Source organism: Sphingobium sp. SG1, from assembly GCF_057063145.1.
Map to the genome: position 1 here is coordinate 1 of NZ_JBVVOJ010000020.1, position 18,605 is coordinate 18,605.

General features: G+C 63.8%; 12 protein-coding genes and 2 pseudogenes. 8 read left to right on the forward strand and 6 right to left on the reverse strand.

The genetic code is table 11. The features are described 5' to 3' along the window. Window positions 1-88: 88 nt before the first annotated feature. Both AC0KVN_RS24135 and AC0KVN_RS24140 read right to left on the reverse strand, forming a co-directional pair. A pseudogene (locus AC0KVN_RS24135) lies at window positions 89-802 on the reverse strand (IS30 family transposase); the annotation flags it as partial. 33 nt (window positions 803-835) lie between these two features. Then, window positions 836-1,069, reverse strand: a pseudogene (locus tag AC0KVN_RS24140) (transposase); the annotation flags it as partial. A gap of 195 nt (window positions 1,070-1,264) precedes the next feature. On the opposite strand from AC0KVN_RS24140, the gene AC0KVN_RS24145 reads away from it, so the two are divergent. After that, a complete protein-coding gene (locus AC0KVN_RS24145) occupies window positions 1,265-1,402 on the forward strand; it encodes a hypothetical protein (RefSeq protein WP_230588494.1) in 138 nt (45 codons plus the stop codon). Between the two features lie 92 nt (window positions 1,403-1,494). Here the strand turns inward: AC0KVN_RS24145 and AC0KVN_RS24150 are convergent, their stop codons facing one another. Further along, the gene (locus AC0KVN_RS24150; protein WP_435567755.1) at window positions 1,495-2,736 is read right to left on the reverse strand and encodes a hypothetical protein; all 1,242 of its coding nucleotides are present in this window, start codon (window positions 2,734-2,736) and stop codon (window positions 1,495-1,497) included. A 338-nt stretch (window positions 2,737-3,074) separates the two neighbouring features. Here AC0KVN_RS24150 and AC0KVN_RS24155 point away from each other — a divergent pair, with 338 nt between their 5' ends. Together AC0KVN_RS24155 and AC0KVN_RS24160 are read left to right on the forward strand one after the other, a co-directional pair. Then, a complete protein-coding gene (locus AC0KVN_RS24155) occupies window positions 3,075-3,299 on the forward strand; it encodes a hypothetical protein (protein WP_483656440.1) in 225 nt (74 codons plus the stop codon). A 255-nt stretch (window positions 3,300-3,554) separates the two neighbouring features. Then, complete coding sequence (locus tag AC0KVN_RS24160; RefSeq protein WP_435567753.1) at window positions 3,555-5,726, forward strand: TonB-dependent siderophore receptor; 2,172 nt, start codon at window positions 3,555-3,557, stop codon at window positions 5,724-5,726. 74 nt (window positions 5,727-5,800) lie between these two features. Here the strand turns inward: AC0KVN_RS24160 and AC0KVN_RS24165 are convergent, their stop codons facing one another. Continuing rightward, window positions 5,801-6,688 carry a LysR family transcriptional regulator ArgP gene (locus AC0KVN_RS24165; protein ID WP_435567752.1) on the reverse strand — a complete coding sequence of 296 codons (888 nt, stop codon included), beginning with the start codon at window positions 6,686-6,688 and terminating at the stop codon, window positions 5,801-5,803. Between the two features lie 73 nt (window positions 6,689-6,761). Here AC0KVN_RS24165 and AC0KVN_RS24170 point away from each other — a divergent pair, with 73 nt between their 5' ends. Further along, window positions 6,762-7,382 (forward strand): LysE/ArgO family amino acid transporter, encoded by a 621-nt coding sequence (locus AC0KVN_RS24170; protein WP_435567751.1) that lies wholly within the window; start codon window positions 6,762-6,764, stop codon window positions 7,380-7,382. A 307-nt stretch (window positions 7,383-7,689) separates the two neighbouring features. On the opposite strand, the gene AC0KVN_RS24175 is transcribed toward AC0KVN_RS24170, so the two are convergent. Both AC0KVN_RS24175 and AC0KVN_RS24180 read right to left on the reverse strand, forming a co-directional pair. Beyond that, window positions 7,690-8,763: a LacI family DNA-binding transcriptional regulator gene (locus tag AC0KVN_RS24175; RefSeq protein WP_435567750.1), complete on the reverse strand. Its 1,074-nt coding sequence runs from the start codon at window positions 8,761-8,763 to the stop codon at window positions 7,690-7,692. 74 nt (window positions 8,764-8,837) lie between these two features. Beyond that, window positions 8,838-10,982 (reverse strand): alpha-glucuronidase family glycosyl hydrolase, encoded by a 2,145-nt coding sequence (locus tag AC0KVN_RS24180; protein ID WP_435567749.1) that lies wholly within the window; start codon window positions 10,980-10,982, stop codon window positions 8,838-8,840. 201 nt (window positions 10,983-11,183) lie between these two features. Between AC0KVN_RS24180 and AC0KVN_RS24185 the strand changes: the two genes are divergently transcribed. The 4 genes from AC0KVN_RS24185 to AC0KVN_RS24200 all read left to right on the forward strand — a co-directional run bounded on the left by AC0KVN_RS24185 (window position 11,184) and on the right by AC0KVN_RS24200 (window position 18,601). Next, entirely contained in the window at window positions 11,184-13,508 is a 2,325-nt protein-coding gene (locus AC0KVN_RS24185; protein ID WP_483656444.1) for a glycoside hydrolase family 3 N-terminal domain-containing protein, read from the forward strand. Window positions 13,509-13,511: 3 nt separating this feature from the next. Beyond that, window positions 13,512-15,890, forward strand: a complete 2,379-nt coding sequence (locus AC0KVN_RS24190; protein ID WP_483656441.1) for a glycoside hydrolase family 3 N-terminal domain-containing protein — start codon at window positions 13,512-13,514, stop codon at window positions 15,888-15,890. Between the two features lie 86 nt (window positions 15,891-15,976). Further along, window positions 15,977-17,188, forward strand: a complete 1,212-nt coding sequence (gene manD / locus AC0KVN_RS24195) for a D-mannonate dehydratase ManD (protein WP_004211435.1) — start codon at window positions 15,977-15,979, stop codon at window positions 17,186-17,188. Between the two features lie 138 nt (window positions 17,189-17,326). After that, entirely contained in the window at window positions 17,327-18,601 is a 1,275-nt protein-coding gene (locus tag AC0KVN_RS24200; RefSeq protein ID WP_125998286.1) for an MFS transporter, read from the forward strand. Window positions 18,602-18,605 lie beyond the last annotated feature (4 nt).

Here is an 18,605-nt window from a genome sequence, read left to right on the forward strand (position 1 = left end):
GATAGTCGCGCTGCCACCAGCCCCGTCATCGATCAGGCCGCCTGAGCGCTCCCCCGTGGGGGTGTTTTAGCGCTTACGCCTGATCGAATGTATCGAGGTTGATTTTGCGCGGCAGGAAACGGCGCAGTCGCTTTCGATGCCGCCTTTTTGCTAGGGCGATCTGACGTCGCAAAAATAGTCTGGATGCCGATCCGGTCGGCCAGTTGGTCATGCTGGGTGAACTCTAGGCCATTGTCGAAGGTGATGGTGCGGCGCATGGCAATGAGCATGCAGGCAAGATGCTGCGCTGTCGTCTGGGCCTTTCGATCACGGGGCCGCTGGATGATCGTGAACCGCGAACTGCGTCATGGGCGACCAGGATGGACTGGCCACATTGGGCAAAGAGCATGAAGTCCGCTTCCCAATGCCCTGGCCTTTGCCGGTCCTGAACCTCTGCAGGGCGCTCACTCAAAGGGCGCCGATGCTTGATGATATCGACCATGCTGCCACCGAAACGGCCAGGACGGCCGCGCTTGTGCTTGGCCCGCGGCAACAGGCGATGCCAGTAATCCTTCTGGGCGGAGCGGTGATAGATGAAGCGGTAGATTGACTCGGGACTGATGAGGGTGCGACCATTTTCCAGCGTAAACCGGCCGGCGATCTGTTCGGGAGACCATCCCATCGCAAGGCCGTCTCTCACCCGGTCGCGCAGGTCTGATTGGCGTTCCAGCTTGAAGCGGCAATCCCATCGTCGTCGGCGCTCGGCAAGATGATGGGCGCGAACTGTGGTGCTGTCGATGCTGTAGTGGCTCGTGTCCGGCATGACCTTAGCAAGCGTTGCGGCTACAGTTTCCCAGACCCCGGCTTCGCTCCAGCGCCGGAACTGTCGATAGATAGTGTTCCAGCTGCCGTATTTTGGCGGCGCATTGCGCCACGGTGCTCCACACCGGAGCCGCCAAGGGATGCCGTTGACGATTGAACGGTTGCCCTCGGGCGGCCTGCCTTGACCACGGTTCCCAGGTTCGATTGGCAGCAAGCCCTTCAAGATGCGCCATTCTGCTTCAGTGAGATCGCCCCGGCTCAAGCCCACCTCCAAAAAGCAACCTCGAATCAATCAATAGCGTTCGCGTCAATTGCGTCCTCATCGAATAGGAGGCAAATATGCTCTATGGCAAAGCCAATACCTACGAGATTTAGCGTTGTCCCTGAAAATGAGACTGCTGCTATCGCGCATCTCGAAGCACGCGGTTATTCCCCGATGACCGTCGAAAAGGATGAGGGTGGGTTGAGCGTGCTGATCTTCACGGCGTTTCCTGACGATGAGATGTTTGGGCTGGTCCAAGCCTTGCCGGTGCATCTGAGCGCCAAGATTGGCATCGTTATGGGCGATCAGCCGCCGTTCGCATCAAAGCCCGATCACTGACCTGAATTTGTCCACGCCGCCTGTCCTCCTCCCATTTATGGGAGGAGGACATGTCCGGTTTGGTCGAAACCTGCCTGCCCATTTTCTACTCATCAGTCGGCGTCGTTTTCTGTAATCTGGAAGCTGCGGATGTGCAGTTTCTCGCCGGGGCACCGGATGCGGGTGTGGCTTTTTTGCGGAAGTTCCAGGTCGGCCGTCAGCAAGAAGCGTTCGCGTTGCCACTGGCCCGGCGATCCGGCCGCCAGCGCGAGAGGCAAATAGCGGCGCTGGGCCAGCGCTTCGCCGACTAGGTCGGCCCAGGCTTCCGGGCCGACATGGCTGGTCGCTCGGCCTCTGCCTACCTGCTCGATCGCGTCGATCCGGCCATCGGGCGTGATGAGATAGCGAAACTCCGCCCAATGGCCCGATGGATTGGCGGGCAGCAGCGCATGTTTGCGTCGGTCGTCGGTCCACAGGACCAGGCTGTTGCCCTGGGCTTCTATCCGCGGGCCGACCACCAGCAGGGGCGACGCGGAACGCAGGCCCGACAGGCGGCGCGTCAGTTCCTCCTCGGACAGGCCATTTTTCATCAATTCCAGTTTCGCCAGCATGAGTAGCGCAGCGTCCTGATAGGGGCGGATGGCAGGATCTGTCCGGCTTTTCAATGCGGCGTAGCGGCGTTGCGCCTCCTCATCATAGGCCGGGTCGACACTGGCCGCAGTCGCATAGGCGGTGAGGCCGCGAAACAGGGCTAACCCTTCCATCTCGGGCCAGCCCTGGGCGCTCGCTTCCTTGGCTACGCGGTCGTAAAAACCGGCGGCGCTGCGCATCTTGCCCTGACGCAGAAAGACGTCACCAACGCGCATCCGTTGCATGGCGATGCGGCGATCATGCAGGGGCAGCCCGGCCTTGAGCGCGTCGAGCGCATCGATGGTGCCGGTGCGGCTATAGTCCGCCAGCCCCTTGTAGGACGCGACGTCGGCATCGAAGTCGAGCAGTTGGCCGACCTGAACCGGATAATCCCGCTGGTGGCGGTGGTTGCGGGCGCGGGCCTGACGCAGCGTATCGCGCGCGCCCTGATGATCGCCTGCCAGCAACAGATTTTCAGCGTGGACGGTGGCGGCCTCCATATCTTCGTCTGGAGGGCAGGACCGGGCGAGGCAGGCCGCCAGCGCCGCAGCGCTGGCATCAATGCGCACGCCGTCGACGATCAGCATGGTATCTTCGTTGTCCGCCGGCGATGGTGCAGGGGGCGTCGAAGGGCGAGAGACGGTCATGGATGCCATGATTGTCGGCCGCGTGGAGGCGGGCAGGGCAGCACCAGCGTGCGCGACCATCATCGTCGCGATCAGCATGCATCCTCCATCGGAGCGTCAGCGGCCGTCGGGGCGACTATGATCCTGCGCCGGGGCGACCGCAATCTGGAAATGCGAGCCTTGGCTTTCGGCGTCCCGTTTTCATATGATGGCGCTATTTCGTCGAAACGGTGCGCACCCGATAGCCGTGGGGCCGCTCCTGGGCAGAAAATTGCCTAGTCCGAAGCGACCAGAAATTGCCGTTTCGAAACCCAGATAGGTTCCAAGATTGCGAACATTCAAGACTGCTCATATTTTATGCACATTTGAGAATGCAGAGGATTGCCATTAATGAGCTAGCTACCAGACCTAATATCGGTGGGCTGAGGCCTATCTTAATGTTTATCTTCGCTGTACTCGTCTACAAGGTGGCTAAACTGTTTATCGCGACCAATAAGGCGGTGATTTTGAGTTTTTCGTCAAACACGGATATTTTTATAATTGAACTGGTTTCGATTCAAATGCCCGCGCTTCAGTTCGCTTCAATGCTTTCCAGGCTGGTAGGAGCCGGTTTGCTGGCAATGATTTTTGGAGGAAACGGCAGTCTTAGAACTGATGGATAACCTGCATCGGCTTGTCGATGCCGAACGCTCGCCAAGTCAAATTTCCACCAGAAGCGGACAGTTCGCTAACCACTACCCATTGTGGCCAGTTCAGCGAAGCGTATGGCCGATTGATGATGCAACATCACCCCTCGACGCATATTTGCATTAATTCATTTCCGAAACGTTGCATTTGCAAATCAATCGCATTAAAGCGCCGCCCCAGCATCCAGGGCGCCATGTTCAGGGCATGGTGAAATATGGGGGGAGTGCCTTATGTCCTTTGCATCGAAGAAGAATTTCGCCCGCTACGGTGCGGCGTCGATCGCTGCCTGCTTGCTGCTGGCTACTACCAGCGCCCAGGCCCAGGCGCCTGCGGACGAGCCTGATGCAAACGCGCCCGCCCCGGACTCGATCGTCGTTACCGGCCAGAATGAGACCAACGGCCTCAACCTCACCGCCCGCGAAACGCCCCAGTCGGTCACCAGCCTCGACAGCCTGCGCATGCAGGAACAGGGGCTGACCGACATTTCCGAAGTGATGCAGCAGATCGTCGGCATCCAGACCAACCGTTCCAGCGCGCTCGGCACCGACGGCACCAACTATACCGCGCGCGGCTTTGCGGTGCAGAATTATCTGGTCGACGGCGTTGCCCGCCCGTCCAACATCTATGGCTTTACCGAAGATACGGCCGACATGATCGCCTATGACCGGATTGAGGTGATCCGCGGCTCGGCTGGCATGATGACCGGCACCGGTGAGCCGTCGGCGGCAATCAACATGATCCGCAAGCGGCCCGGTACGGACCTGAGCGCCACAGTCGCGGCGACCATCGGCTCCTGGGACAAGTACCGGCTGGAAGGCGACATCGGCGGCGCGCTGACCGCCAGCGGCCATATCCGCGCCCGCGTCGCCGGGGCCTGGCAGGATAATGATACTTTCATCGACCGCGAACATGCCAAGCGCCAGGCGCTCTATGGCGTGATCGAGGCTGATCTTGGCCCCAGCACCCTGCTGACCGCTGGCGTCGAATATCAGAATTTTCGCAACGAAGGTGCCTCGCGCGGCGGCGTGCCGCTCTTCTTCACCGACGGCACGAAGACCGATTTCGCCCGCTCCACCAATGGCGGTGCCGACTGGTCCGACTTCAGCCGCAAGAGCATCAACATCTTCGCCTCGATCGCCCATGATTTCGACGCCAACTGGCATCTGCAGGTCGATGCCGAGCACAAGTCCGGCTCCTATGACGAGACGATCGGCTATTATTTCGGCACCGCGATCGACAAGGACACCGGCGATGGCGGCACCTTCTACGCCACCCGCTGGGAATCCGACCTGACGCTCGACGCAGTCTATGCCAATCTGCGCGGCGCGTTCGAGGCACTGGGCCAGGAACAGCATGTCGCCCTGACCGTGAGCCACACCCGTTTCGACGATGACCAGACGCCCTATCCCGGCTGGTGGAATGGCAGCGACTATATGTATCCGATCAATGCCTATAGCTATTTTCCGACCGGCGACGTGGCCAAGCCGGACCTGACACCATCGGGCGGCACCGCGGGCAACCGGATCGAGACCAGTTCGATCGCCGGTGTCGCCCGGCTGAAGCCGATCGGCCCGCTCTCGATCATCGCCGGCGGCCGCCTCACCTGGTGGAAGCAGGACAGCTATGCGCAGGACGTCACCGGCCCCAAGGTCTGGACCCCGGTTGTCGATGAAAAGGCGGTCTTCACCCCCTATGCCGGCCTGGTGCTGGACTTTACCAAGACCCTCTCGGCCTATGTCAGCTATGCCAGCGTGTTCACGCCGCAAACATCGCGCACCGTCGATGGCGACGTCATCGCCCCGCTCGAAGGCAATACCTATGAAGCCGGGCTCAAGGCCGACTTCCTTGATGGCCGCCTCAGCGCCACCGCCGCCGTGTTCAAGATGCAGCAGGACAATTATGCCCTGGCCGACGGCCCCGGCATCTTCGCGCCCGATGGCAGTTCGGCCTATCATGCGGTGTCGGGCATGAAGTCGTCCGGCTTCGAACTGGAGGTGAAGGGCGAAATCCTGCCCGGCTGGCGCATCGCTGGCGGCTTTGCCAACGCCCGTGCGGAAGATCGCGACGGCGTGCGCCAGATGCCGCAGATCGCCAAGAACAGTTTCAAGATGTTCAGTGCCTATACGCTGCCCGGCAATTTCAGCGCGCTGACGATCGGCGGCAATGTCGAATGGCAGGGCAAGACCACGGCCGACGGCGAAGGGCCGAATGGCGAAACCTACAGCCAGGGCAGCCTGGCGGTGGTCGACCTGCTCGCCCATTATCGCTTCACCGACCATCTTTCGCTGTCGGTCCATGTCGAGAATATCTTCGACAAGACCTATTATTCCGGCCTCTATCTCGGCAGCGCCCGCTACGGCGAACCTCGCGCGGTGAAGTTCACCCTGCGCGGCACGCTGTAAGGAGCAGGGGAGCGCCGCCCGGCGGCGGCGCTCCCACCCGTAAGGCGGTAACCCACCCTGCGCCGTCCCATGCCTCAATCCGGCTGGATCAGCTGCAATCGCGCAACGCGCCGCACGGCATCCGTCAGCGTTTTCAGCGCGGAGGCCTGAAGTCGCGCCACGGTCCAGTAGAGCGTGACCCGGATCGGGGTGCCGGGGCTGATTTCGGCGAGCTGCCCCCGTTCGATGGGATCGCGCGCCATCACCGCCGGCTGCATGCCCCAGGCCATGCCCTCCAGCGCGAAGTGGAGAAAGCCCAGCGTCGATGGCACCCAATGGGTCGGCGGGTCGAGATCGATCCCATGCCTTTCGCGTGCCCATCTGGCTTGCAGTCCGTCCCTGCGGTCGAAGCGCAGGCAGGGAGCCTGGTTCAGGGCCTGCGCGGTCACGCCGTCCGGAAAATGGCGGGCGATGAAGGCCGGACTGGCGCAGGCCAGATAGTCGATCGCGCCCAGTCCGATGGTCCGGCACCCATGCACCGCGCTTGGGTCGGCCGACACTGCTGCCACCACTTCGCCTGATCGCAGGCGGTCGGCGGTATGCGCTTCATCTTCCAGGATGAACTCCAGCATGCAGCCGCTGTTGCGAGCAAAATCGGCTGCTGCTTCGGGAAACCAGCTTGCCATGCTGTCGGAATTGACCGCGACCTTGAGCGTGACGGGCGTATCGGAGCCATGGAACGACGGCGCGAGATCGGCCTCCAGAAGCTGGACCTGGTCGACATGGGCGCATAGTTGCCGGCCAAGGCTGGTGGCCGTGCAGGGCTGTCCCCGGACGATCAGGATCGCGCCCAGCCGCTCCTCCAGCGCTTTAACTCGTTGCGATATGGCCGAGGGGGTGACGCCCAGCCGTTCAGCCGCACGTTCGAAGCTGCCTTCCCGCACGACGGCGGCCACGGCGGCAAGGGCGGGATAATCGAGCATGATGAAGATTTACTTCATCAGGATTAGGAGAACAAGTTTTCCTAATGTTCTGCGTCACGCCATAGGCTGCCGGATGACAGATGCTGTTCCCACCTTCCTCACCGGCTTCGCCATGTCGGCCGCGCTCATCATGGCGATTGGCGCGCAAAATCTCTTCGTCCTGCGCCAAGGGCTGAAGCGCGAGCATGTCGGGCCGATCGTGCTGTTCTGCGGCGGCGCGGACGCCATCCTCATTGCGGCCGGCGTCGGCGGTGTCGGCGCGCTTCTGGGCGCGATGCCGCAACTCACCCTCCTCCTGTCCATCGGCGGCGCCCTGTTCCTGGGCTGCTATGGCCTAAAGGCGTTCCAGCGCATGATGGCGCCCGAGGCGATGACCGTGACGACGCAGGGCGGGATCACGTTGGGCAGGGCGATCGGCGCTACCGCCGCCTTCACCTTCCTCAATCCGCATGTCTATCTCGATACGGTGCTGCTGATGGGCGCGGCGGGGGCGGCCCAGCCGGCGGCGCTGCGGCCGATATTTGTCCTGGGCGCCGCCAGTGCCAGCATCGGCTGGTTTGCAACGCTTGGCTACGGCGCCCGTCTGCTGACGCCCTTGTTCGCACGCCCCGCGGCGTGGCGCGTGCTGGATGCGATTGTCGGCATCGTCATGCTGACCTTGGCGGCGTTGCTCATCGCAAGGACATTTCCATGAGGCGCACCATGATTCTCAATGCGCAGACGGGAACAAGGAAAGCATTTGACCGCATATGGGATGGGATCGTCGCGGTCTCGAAGGTTGGGGTCCGACGTCAATATCACGCGCCATGGATGCGGCCTGACGATTGAGAGAGCAGGGGGCTTCGGCGCAAACCCTGTCCTACACCCCGCACACCCTGCTACACCGGGCCAAGGCTCTTTTCCATCGTCCGCGCGCCGTCCATCCTCGCAAAAAGATTTTCAACGTGCGCACGAAAATGTCGCAATGTGCAGGAAATATGCGAAGTTAAGCGCGGCCGATCCTATTTTCGGCCCTTGTGCTTGGGGCGCAGCCGCGGCGCCGCGTCGGACTGGCGGCGGACCAGTTCATAGTCCAGCAGCATGTGCGGCGGGCCATCCTCGCTCTGGGTGCGGCGGCCCTTGATGTGGCGGACCAGCAGGTCGACCGCCGCTCGCGACATGGCGCTGATCGGCTGGCGGATGGTGGTCAGTTCCGGCCAGATGGTGGTGGCGAGCGAGGTATCGTCGAAGCCGCAGACGGTAAGGTCGCCCGGCACGTCCAGCCCGTTGCGATGGGCGATCGCCACCGTCGCGGCGGCCATGTCGTCATTGCTGGCGAAGATGGCGGTCGGCGGATTGTCCCGCGCCAATATATGCTCGGCCGCGTCCAGGCCGGAACGGTAGGTGAAGAAACCCTGTTCCACCAGCGCATCGTCCAGCGCGATGCCTGCTTCGCTAAGTGCCCGGATATAGCCCTGATAGCGTTCCTCGCTCGCGCTCAGGTTCGGATGCCCCTTGATGAAGCCGATGCGGTTATGGCCAAGGCCAATCAGGTGCCGGGTCATTTCATAGGCCGCGCCCCGGTCGTCGATGCTGACCGCGGCCAGGCTGGCGGGCGCATGGCCGGTCGCCACCACGACGGCGGGGATGCCCGCCTCGCGCAGCGCATCGATCATCGCTTCATGGTCGCACAGCGGCGGCGGCAGCACGACGCCGTCGATCCGGCCGCGCACCAGATGGTCGACCACCGCCTTGATCGCGGTCTGCTCGTCCCATTTCTCGACGACCAGGTCGATGCCGGCGCGGCTCGACTGGTCGAGGCTCCCGACCAGGAATTCCGACAGATAGGATGCCGACGGGTTGGAATAGAGCAGGCCGATCCGCGTCTCGTCGCCGCCCGCCAGGCTGCGCGCGGCGGCGCTGGGGGAGTAGTTGAGCGCGGCGATTGCCGCCTCCACCTTCTCCTTGGTCGCCGCCCGCACCACCTGTTCACCGTTGATTACCCGCGACACCGTCATCGGCGACACGCCGGCATGTTTCGCCACATCGTTGATGGTGGGCGCGTTGCGCTGGCGGCGGGAACTTCTGGCTTCCATCAGGATTTCGGGGCCTTCGACATGGGACTAAACCTCTCTGCTAGCGGGATCATTGCGCAAGCTTAAGTAAAATCTCATTTCGGATGCCCCGGCGCATAGGGGAAGCTCAGCGCCTTGTACCAGTCGAGCGGATGCGCGGGCGCCGCGCTGCCGGCGGGCAGGGGGCGGCCGGACACCGACTGGAAATAGGCGATGCAGGCGTCGCGCCACCATATCGCTTCGCGATGCTGGATCGCCAGGAAGGTCTCGACCTGGGCGAAGCGCTCGGCATCGACCTGGGGCTTGAGCTTGGCCCAGTCCCGCTGCATCGCTGCCACCGTTTCGACGCCCCGGTCATAATGGTGGATGAGGCCGTCCCACAGCGTCTCGCCCGAAGCCAAGCGATAGTCCCAGGGCAGGTGATGGAACCACAGCAGTTCGCGCTCCGGCGTGGTCTTCGGATTGTCCAGCAGCTTCGCCAGCGCCGGCGCATATTGGCCGGTGGCATTGCTGCCCGTCCTGGTCCGGTCAAAGCCGATGCCCTGCCTGTCGGCCTTGTGATAATAGACCGGGTTCCATTCGGGCCGCGCCAGTTCGGACACCCAGGGGGCGGGGCCATAATGATGGCCGGTGCCCATGATATGGGCCAGGCCCAGCGGCGTCATATAGTCGATCGCCGCCTCGCGCGATCCCATCATCATCGCGACGATCGGCGCAACCACCCTGGGATCGGGGGAGAAGGTCTGCGCCGCCCATTCGCGCGCGACAGCCTCGGCGGTCAGGTCCGTGTCCCACGCCATGCGGCCGAACGCATACCAGTCCGCCTGGTTGAAGATCGACCCGCTCCAGTCGCGGTCGACGCCGATATTGGCGACCCCGGCGATGCCGGTCAGCTTGTGGCCTTCCAGCGATCCGTCGATCACCTTGGCGACGGTCGATCCCTTGCCCCTGGCCAGCGTGTCGCTCTTCAGCGTCTCCTCGAACAGCGTGCCCAGATAGGTGAGGTGGGTCGACTGGCCCAGATATTCCTTGGTGATCTGAAATTCCATCATCAGCGGCGTCTTGGGCATCGCGCCGAACAGCGGGTGGAAGGGTTCGCGCGGCTGGAAGTCGATCGCGCCATTCTTCACCTGGACGATGACATTGTCGGCAAACTGGCCGTCGAGCGGCTTGAAGTCGCTATAGGCCTGCTTGGCGCGATCGTCGGGATTGTCATGGGCATAGACGAAGGCGCGCCACATCACGATGCCGCCATGCGGCTTGACCGCAGCCGCCAGCATGTTGGCGCCGTCGGCATGGGTGCGCTTGTAATCCTGGGGGCCGGGCTGGCCCTCGCTGTTCGCCTTCACCAGGAAACCGCCGAAATCGGGGATCGCCTTGTAGATTTCGTCGGCCTTGGCCTTCCACCAGGCGGCAACCGCCGGGTCGAGCGGATCGGCGCTTTTCAGGCCATCCAGTTCCATCGGCGCGGTCCATTTGACCGACAGATAGACCTTGATGCCATAGGGGCGGAACAGGTCGGCCAGCGCCGCCGCCTTGGCGATATAGGCCGCGGTCAGGCTGTCCGACTTGGCATTCACATTGTTGAGCACCGTGCCGTTGATGCCCAGCGACGCGTTGGCGCGGGCATAGTCGGTATAGCGCGGTCCCTTATAATCGGGCAGGCGCCACCAGTCCCAGATCGACTGGCCAGCATAGCCGCGCTCCACAGTGCCATCCAGATTGTCCCAATGGTTGAGCAGGCGCAGGCCGATGCGCGGCGCGCTGCGCATATCGATCCGGTCGAGCGCCGCGCCGGTGCGGGCAAGGCGCAGCCAGGCATAGGCGCCGTGCAGCACGCCGACATCGGTCGCGCCGGCAATCACCGTCACCGGCTTGCCCGCGATCGTCAGGCTGCGAATCGCATAGCCGTCCGCGCCCAGCCCGTCGGTCGGCACCGATGGCTTGTCCTGCCGCGCTGCCGATTGCAGCAGGATCGCACCTTGCTGCACTGTTGCTGTCAGGGGCACGGTGGCGCCGGTCAGCCCGGCAATGCCGCGCTGCAATTCCTGCCTTGCGATCGTCAGGGTAGGGCTGGTCCCGCCGACAATGCTGCGGGCGTTGGCCCCGATCTGTTGGGCAGCGGCGGCATCGGCCGGCGCATTGCGCAACCACAGATCATAACCGTCTTCCGCCAGCGCGCGGGGCGCGCTGATCAAAAGGGCGCTGGCCATGATCCAGCAAAACAGGCGCGCAAACATTCGGTCCTCTCCCCCTTGGCCCGCAGGCAATTTTTTGGTGCATTGCCAACGGTGGCATTGACAAGCAGCTCTTGGGTTGTGATGGTAACGCTATCAGTTGATCGGCGGCAAGCAAAAAGGAAAGCCGCGACAAAATTGGAGAGGGGCGTCGTGATCCGGTCAGTTCAGTTTTTGTGCGCAGCATCAGCGCTGTCGCTGGTGATGGCGGCGCCGCTCACGCCCGTTATAGCGGCGCCCGCAACCGGCCAGTCGGCTCGCCCGCTCTACAAGGATGCGTCCGCCCCGATCGAGGCGCGCGTCGATGATCTGCTGGCGCGCATGACGCTGGATGAAAAGATCGCCCAGATCACCACCGTCTGGACCGACAAGGTGAAGCTGCTGGACGCGCAGGGCGAACTGGACCCAAGCAAGCTCAGCCCGACCTTCCCCAACGGCATCGGTCATTTCACCCGTCCGTCGGACGGCCGTGGCAGTTTCAGCCCGCGCGTCGTGCCCGGCCGCGATCCGCGCCGCACCGTGGCGCTGGTCAACGGCTTGCAGAAATGGGCGATGACGCAGACCCGCCTCGGCATCCCGATCCTGTTCCATGAGGAAGGGTTGCACGGCTATGCCGCCGTTGGCGCCACCAGCTTCCCCCAGTCGATCGCCATGGCGTCGAGCTGGGATCCGGCCATGCTGCGCCAGGTCAATCAGGTGATCGCCCGTGAAATCCGCGCGCGCGGCGTGCCGATGGTGCTCTCGCCCGTGGTCGACATCGCCCGCGACCCGCGCTGGGGCCGGATCGATGAAACCTATGGCGAGGATCCCTATCTGGTCGGCGAAATGGGCGTTGCTGCGGTCGAGGGGCTTCAGGGTGTTGGCCGTTCGCGCACGCTCCAGCCCAATCATGTCTTCGCCACGCTCAAGCATCTGACCGGCTATGGCCAGCCCGAAAGTGGCACCAATATCGGCCCGGCGCCGGTGTCGGAACGCGAACTGCGCGAGAATTTCTTCCCGCCCTTCGAACAGGTGGTGAAGCGCACCGGCATCGAGGCGGTGATGGCCAGCTATAACGAGATTGACGGCGTGCCCAGCCACGCCAATCGCTGGCTGCTGGAAAATATCCTGCGGGAAGAATGGGGCTTTCGCGGCGCCGTCGTCTCCGATTATTCGGCCGTCGATCAGCTGATGAGCATCCACCATATCGCCGCCAATCTGGAAGAGGCAGCGATGCGGGCGCTCGACGCCGGTGTCGACGCGGACCTGCCCGAGGGCCTGTCCTACGCCACGCTCGGCAAGCTGGTGCGCGAGGGCAAGGTCAGCGAGGCGAAGGTCGATCTCGCCGTGCGCCGCATGCTGGAGCTGAAGTTCCGCGCCGGCCTGTTCGAAAATCCCTATGCCGACGCCAATGCGGCGGCCGCGATCACCAATAATGAAGATGCCCGCGCGCTCGCCCGCACCGCAGCCCAGCGTTCCATCACCCTGCTCAAGAATGATGGCATGCTGCCCTTGAAGCCGGAAGGCACGATCGCGGTGATCGGCCCCAGCGCGGCGGTCGCGCGGCTGGGCGGCTATTATGGTCAGCCGCCGCACAGCGTTTCGATCCTCGAAGGGATCAAGGCGCGGGTCGGCGCCAAGGCGAAGATCGTCTTCGCCCAAGGCGTGAAGATCACCGAGGATGACGACTGGTGGGCCGACAGCGTCACCAAGTCGGACCCGGCCGAAAACCGCAAGCTGATCGCCCAGGCGGTCGAGGCGGCGCGCAATGTCGACCGCATCATCCTGACCTTGGGCGACACCGAACAGTCGAGCCGCGAGGGCTGGGCCGACAATCATCTGGGCGACCGCCCCAGCCTCGACCTCGTCGGCGAGCAGCAGGAACTGTTCGATGCATTGAAAGCGCTGGGCAAGCCGATCACCGTCGTCCTCATCAACGGCCGTCCCGCTTCCACGGTGAAGGTCAGCGAACAGGCCAACGCCATCCTCGAAGGCTGGTATCTGGGCGAGCAGGGCGGCAATGCCGTGGCCGACATCCTGTTCGGTGACGTCAATCCGGGCGGCAAGCTGCCCGTCACCGTGCCGCGTTCGGCCGGCCAGTTGCCGCTCTTCTACAATATGAAGCCCTCGGCCCGGCGCGGCTATCTGTTCGACACCACCGACCCGCTCTATCCCTTCGGCTTCGGCCTTAGCTACACCAGCTTCAGCCTGTCGGCGCCGCGCCTGTCCGCCACCCGGATCGGCACCGGCGGCAAGACCAGCGTCTCGGTCGATGTCCGCAACACCGGCGCGCGGGAAGGGGACGAGGTCGTCCAGCTCTATATCCGCGACAAGGTCAGCTCGGTCACCCGCCCGGTCAAGGAGTTGAAGGGCTTCCAGCGCGTGACGCTGAAACCCGGCGAGAGCCGCACCGTCACCTTCACCGTCGGCCCCGAGGCGCTGCAGATGTGGAACGACCAGATGCACCGCGTTGTCGAACCCGGCGATTTCGAGATCATGACCGGCAACAGCTCGGTCGCGCTCCAGTCCACTACCCTGACGGTGCAATAAGCCATGATGACGACCCGCTTCGCCCGCCGCCAGGCTCTTGGTCTGCTCGCCTCCACCTCTGCGCTCGCCGCCGCCCCGCTGGCGGCGAAGGGGAAGGGCGGTCCGCTCTACAAGGATGCATCCGCCCCTATCGACCTGCGCGTGCGCGACCTGCTCGACCGCATGACCCTGGAGGAAAAGGTCGGCCAGATCATCGCGCTCTGGGCGACCAAGGCCGACATCATGGACGATCTCACCTTCTCGCCGGCCAAGGCGAGCAAGGCTTATCCCGCCAGCTTCGGCCAGATCACCCGCCCGTCCGACCGGCGCGGCGCACCCAATGGATCGACCCAGGCCGGCGGCGTCGGCGCGCGCTGGCGTACCCCGGCCGATACCGTCGCCTTCATCAACGCCGTCCAGAAATGGGCGGTGGAAGAGACCCGCCTCGGCATCCCGATCCTCTTCCACGAGGAATCGCTCCACGGCTACATGGCGACCGACGCCACCATGTTCCCGATGGCGATCGGCCTTGCCGGCAGTTTCGATCGCCAGCTCATGACCGATGTTCAGTCGGTTATTGCTCGGGAAGTCCGTGCGCGCGGCGTCCATCTCGCGCTTTCGCCGGTGGTCGACATCGCCCGCGACCCGCGCTGGGGCCGGATCGAGGAAACCTTTGGCGAAGACCCCTATCTCTGCGGCGAGATGGGCGTTGCTGCCGTGCTGGGCCTGCAGGGGGAGGGCAAGCAGATCGGTCCGGACAAGGTCATGGCCACGCTCAAGCATATGACCGGCCATGGCCAGCCGCAGGCGGGCGAGAATATCGCGCCCGCGCCGATCAGCGAACGCGAACTGCGCGAGAATTTCTTCCCGCCCTTCCGTCAGGTGGTCAAGCGCACCGGCATCGCCGCCGTGATGCCCAGCTATAACGAGATTGACGGCGTCCCCAGCCACCAGAATAAATGGCTGCTCGGCGATATCCTGCGCGGCGAATGGCATTTCGATGGCGCCGTGGTCAGCGATTATGGCGCCGTCCCCGAACTCGACACCATCCATCATGTCCAGCCCGACCTGGAGGCGACGGCCCTTGCCGCGCTCCGTGCCGGGGTCGATTGCGAGCTGCCCGATGGCCTGGCCTATCGCACGCTCGTGGAGCAGGTCCGCGCCGGAAAAGTGCCCCTTGAGGCCGTCAATCTCGCCTGCACGCGGATGTTGACGCTCAAGTTCCGCGCGGGCCTGTTCGAAAATCCCTGGCCACGCGCCGATTATGATGCGCTCACCGGCAATGCGGAGGCGCGCGCGCTGGCGCTCAAGGCGGCGCACAAGTCGATCGTCTTGCTCAAGAATGACGGCACCTTGCCGCTCAAGCCCGGCGCCCATCGCAAGGTGGCCGTGATCGGCCCCAATGCCGCGATCGCGCGGCTGGGCGGCTATTCCTCGATCCCGCGCCAGGCGGTTTCACTGCTCGATGGCATCACGGCGAAGCTCGGCAACCGGGCGGACATCGTCCACGCCCAGGGCGTCTTCATCACCCAGAGCGAGGATCGCTCGGTGGACGAAGTGCTGCTGGCCGATCCGGCGAAGAACCGCCAGCTGATCGCCGAAGCGGTCGAGGTCGCGAAGACCGCCGACATCATCCTGCTGGCCATCGGCGACACCGAACAGACCAGCCGCGAAGGCTTTGCCAAAAACCATCTGGGCGACCGCACCAGCCTCGATCTGGTCGGCGAGCAGAATGAGCTGTTCGCCGCGATGAAGGCGACCGGAAAGCCGGTGGTGGTGTGCGCCATCAACGGCCGCCCGCCCAGCTATCCGGCCGTGGTCGATGGCGCCAATGCGCTGATCGAATGCTGGTATCCGGGGCAGGAGGGCGGCACGGCCATGGCCGACATATTGTTCGGCGACGTCAATCCGGGTGCCAAGCTGCCCGTCACCGTCGCGCGCGACGCGGGCCAGATCCCGATCTTCTACAACCGCAAGCCATCCTCTCGGCGCGGCTATCTCTTCGCCGATGCCAGCCCGCTTTTCCCGTTCGGCTTCGGCCTCAGCTACACCAAATTCGCCTTTGGTCCGCCGCGCCTGTCGGCCAGCCGCATTGGCGTGGGCGGCGACGTGACGGTGGAGGTCGATGTCCGCAATGTCGGCACTGTCGCGGGCGAGGAAGTGGTGCAGCTCTATGTCCATGACCAGACCGCCTCGGTCACGCGCCCGCTCAAGGAATTGAAGGGCTTCGAACGGATCGCGCTGGCGCCCGGCGAAAGCCGCACCGTGCGCCTGACCATCGGCCCGGAGGCCTTCGCGCTGTGGAATCTCGACATGCGCGAAGTGGTCGAACCCGGCCTGTTCGACATCATGGTCGGGCCGGACAGCGCCACGCTTCAGACGGTTACATTGGAGATCGCCTGATGGTATTGGCCTGACCAATATCGTTGAAGGCAAATTGATTATCGCCTATGGCCATGATTGGTCATACCAGTTTTAGGGGAGCTTCCATGCCCAAGATTACCGGCGCCAAGGTCATTGTCACCTGCCCTGGCCGCAATTTCGTCACCCTCAAGATCGAGACCGAAGAGGGCGTCTATGGTCTGGGCGATGCGACCCTCAACGGCCGCGAACTGTCCGTCGCCTCCTATCTGCAGGACCATGTCATTCCCTGCCTGATCGGCCGGGACGCGCACCAGATCGAGGATATCTGGCAATATCTCTACAAGGGCGCCTATTGGCGTCGCGGCCCGGTGACGATGTCGGCGATCGCCGCCGTCGATACCGCGCTCTGGGACATCAAGGGCAAGATTGCCGGCCTGCCTGTCTATCAGCTACTCGGCGGCGCCAGCCGGGAAAGCGTCATGGTCTATGGCCATGCCAATGGCACGACGATCGAGGATACGGTCAAGGTCGCGCTGGAATATCAGGCCCAGGGCTACAAGGCGATCCGCATCCAGTGCGGCGTCCCTGGCATGGCGTCGACCTATGGCGTGTCGAAGGACAAATATTTCTACGAACCCGCCGACGCCGACCTGCCGACCGAAAATGTCTGGAACACCAGCAAATATCTCCGCATCGTCCCCGAACTGTTCAAGGCCGCGCGCGAGGCGCTGGGCTGGGACGTGCATCTGCTGCACGACATCCATCATCGCCTGACCCCGATCGAGGCCGGTCGCCTGGGCAAGGATCTGGAACAATATCGCCCCTTCTGGCTGGAAGATGCGACCCCGGCGGAAAATCAGGACGCGTTCAAGCTGATCCGCCAGCACACCACCACGCCGCTGGCCGTGGGCGAGATCTTCAATTCGATCCATGATTGCCGCGAGCTGATCCAGAACCAGCTGATCGACTATATCCGCGCCACCGTGGTCCATGCCGGCGGCATCAGCCATCTGCGCAAGATCGCGAACCTCGCCGATCTCTATCAGGTCCGCACCGGCTGCCACGGCGCGACCGACCTGTCGCCGGTCTGCATGGCCGCCGCGCTCCACTTCGACCTGTCGGTGCCCAATTTCGGGGTGCAGGAATATATGCGCCACACGCCCGAGACCGATGCCGTCTTCCCCCATGCCTACACGTTCGAAAACGGCGCCATGCATCCGGGTGACAAGCCGGGCCTGGGCGTCGATATCGACGAAGAACTGGCCGCCAAATATGAATATAATCGCGCCTTCCTGCCGGTGAACCGGCTCGAAGACGGCACCATGTTCAACTGGTGATCGCTTGACCTGCTTTGGCCACTCCACTCCGTCATCCCCGCGAAAGCGGGGATCCATCTCCTGCCATAGCCCCAATCGCGAGGTCCGGAGGTGGATTCCCGCGTTCGCGGGAATGACGAAACATTGTCGGAGTGGCCAATGACCACCATCCCCAAACCGTCCGGAAAGGTCCGCTGGATCGTCTGCGGCCTGCTCTTTGCGGCGGTGGTGCTGAGCTATATCGACCGGCTCGTCCTGCCGACGCTCAAGCCCGATCTGCAGGCCCGCTATGGCTGGAGCGAGAGTGGCTATGCCGATCTCGCCATCTGGTTCCAGGCGGGCTACGGCATCGCCTATGTCGCCTTCGGCCGGCTGATCGACCGGATCGGCGCGCGGGCCGGCTATGCGCTGGCGGTCGGCCTGTGGACGGTCGGCCATGTCATGCACATCTTCTTCACCTCGACCGCCGGCATGCTGTTCGCCCGCATCCCGCTGGCGATCGGTGAGGCGGGGACGTTCCCGGCGGCGATCGCCGCCACCAATGAATGGTTCCCCAAGAAGGAACGCGCCTTCGCCATCGGCATCTTCAATGCCGGCTCCAATGTCGGCGCGATCCTGACGCCGCTGATTGTCCCGGTCATCGCCGTGACGCTGGGCTGGCGCTGGGCCTTCATCCTCACCGGCCTGCTGACGGTCTTCTGGCTCGCCGCCTGGCTGACCTTCTACCGTCGCCCGCGCGAGAAGAAGGGGCTGAGCGCCGAGGAACTGGCCTGGATCGAGGCGGACCCGCAGGAACCGGCCCGCCCGGTCAAGTGGCGCACCCTGTTCCGCTATCGCCAGACCTGGGCCTATATGACCTCGCGCTTCCTCATCGATCCGGTCTGGTGGACCTTCCTCTTCTGGCTGCCCGATTTCTTCAACAAGCAATATGGCGTGAAGATGCTGGACTTCGGCCCGCCGCTGATCGCCGTCTATCTGCTGGCCGATGTCGGTTCGGTCGCGGGCGGCTGGCTGTCGTCGCGCCTGATGGGCCGGGGCATGGCCATCAACCGCGCCCGCAAGACGGCGATGTTCTGCGCCGGGCTTTGCGCCCTGCCGATCGCCTTTGCCGCACAGGCGCCTAGCATGTGGATTGCGGTCGGCCTGATCGGCCTCGCCTGCGCCGGGCATCAGGGCTTCTCGGCCAATGTCTATGCGCTGCCGGGCGATCTCTTTCCGCGCTGGATGGCGGGGTCGGTGGTCGGCCTTGGCGGGCTGGCCGGCGCGATCGGCGGCATGCTGATGGCCAAGTTCGCCGGCATCATCCTGGAAACCGTCGGCAGCTTCCAGCCGATCTTCATCGTCGCATCCTGTGCCTATCTGCTGGCGCTGCTGGTGCTGCACCTTATCGTCCCGCGCTATGCGCCCGTGACTCTCTCGCAAGAGGCTGCCTGATCCT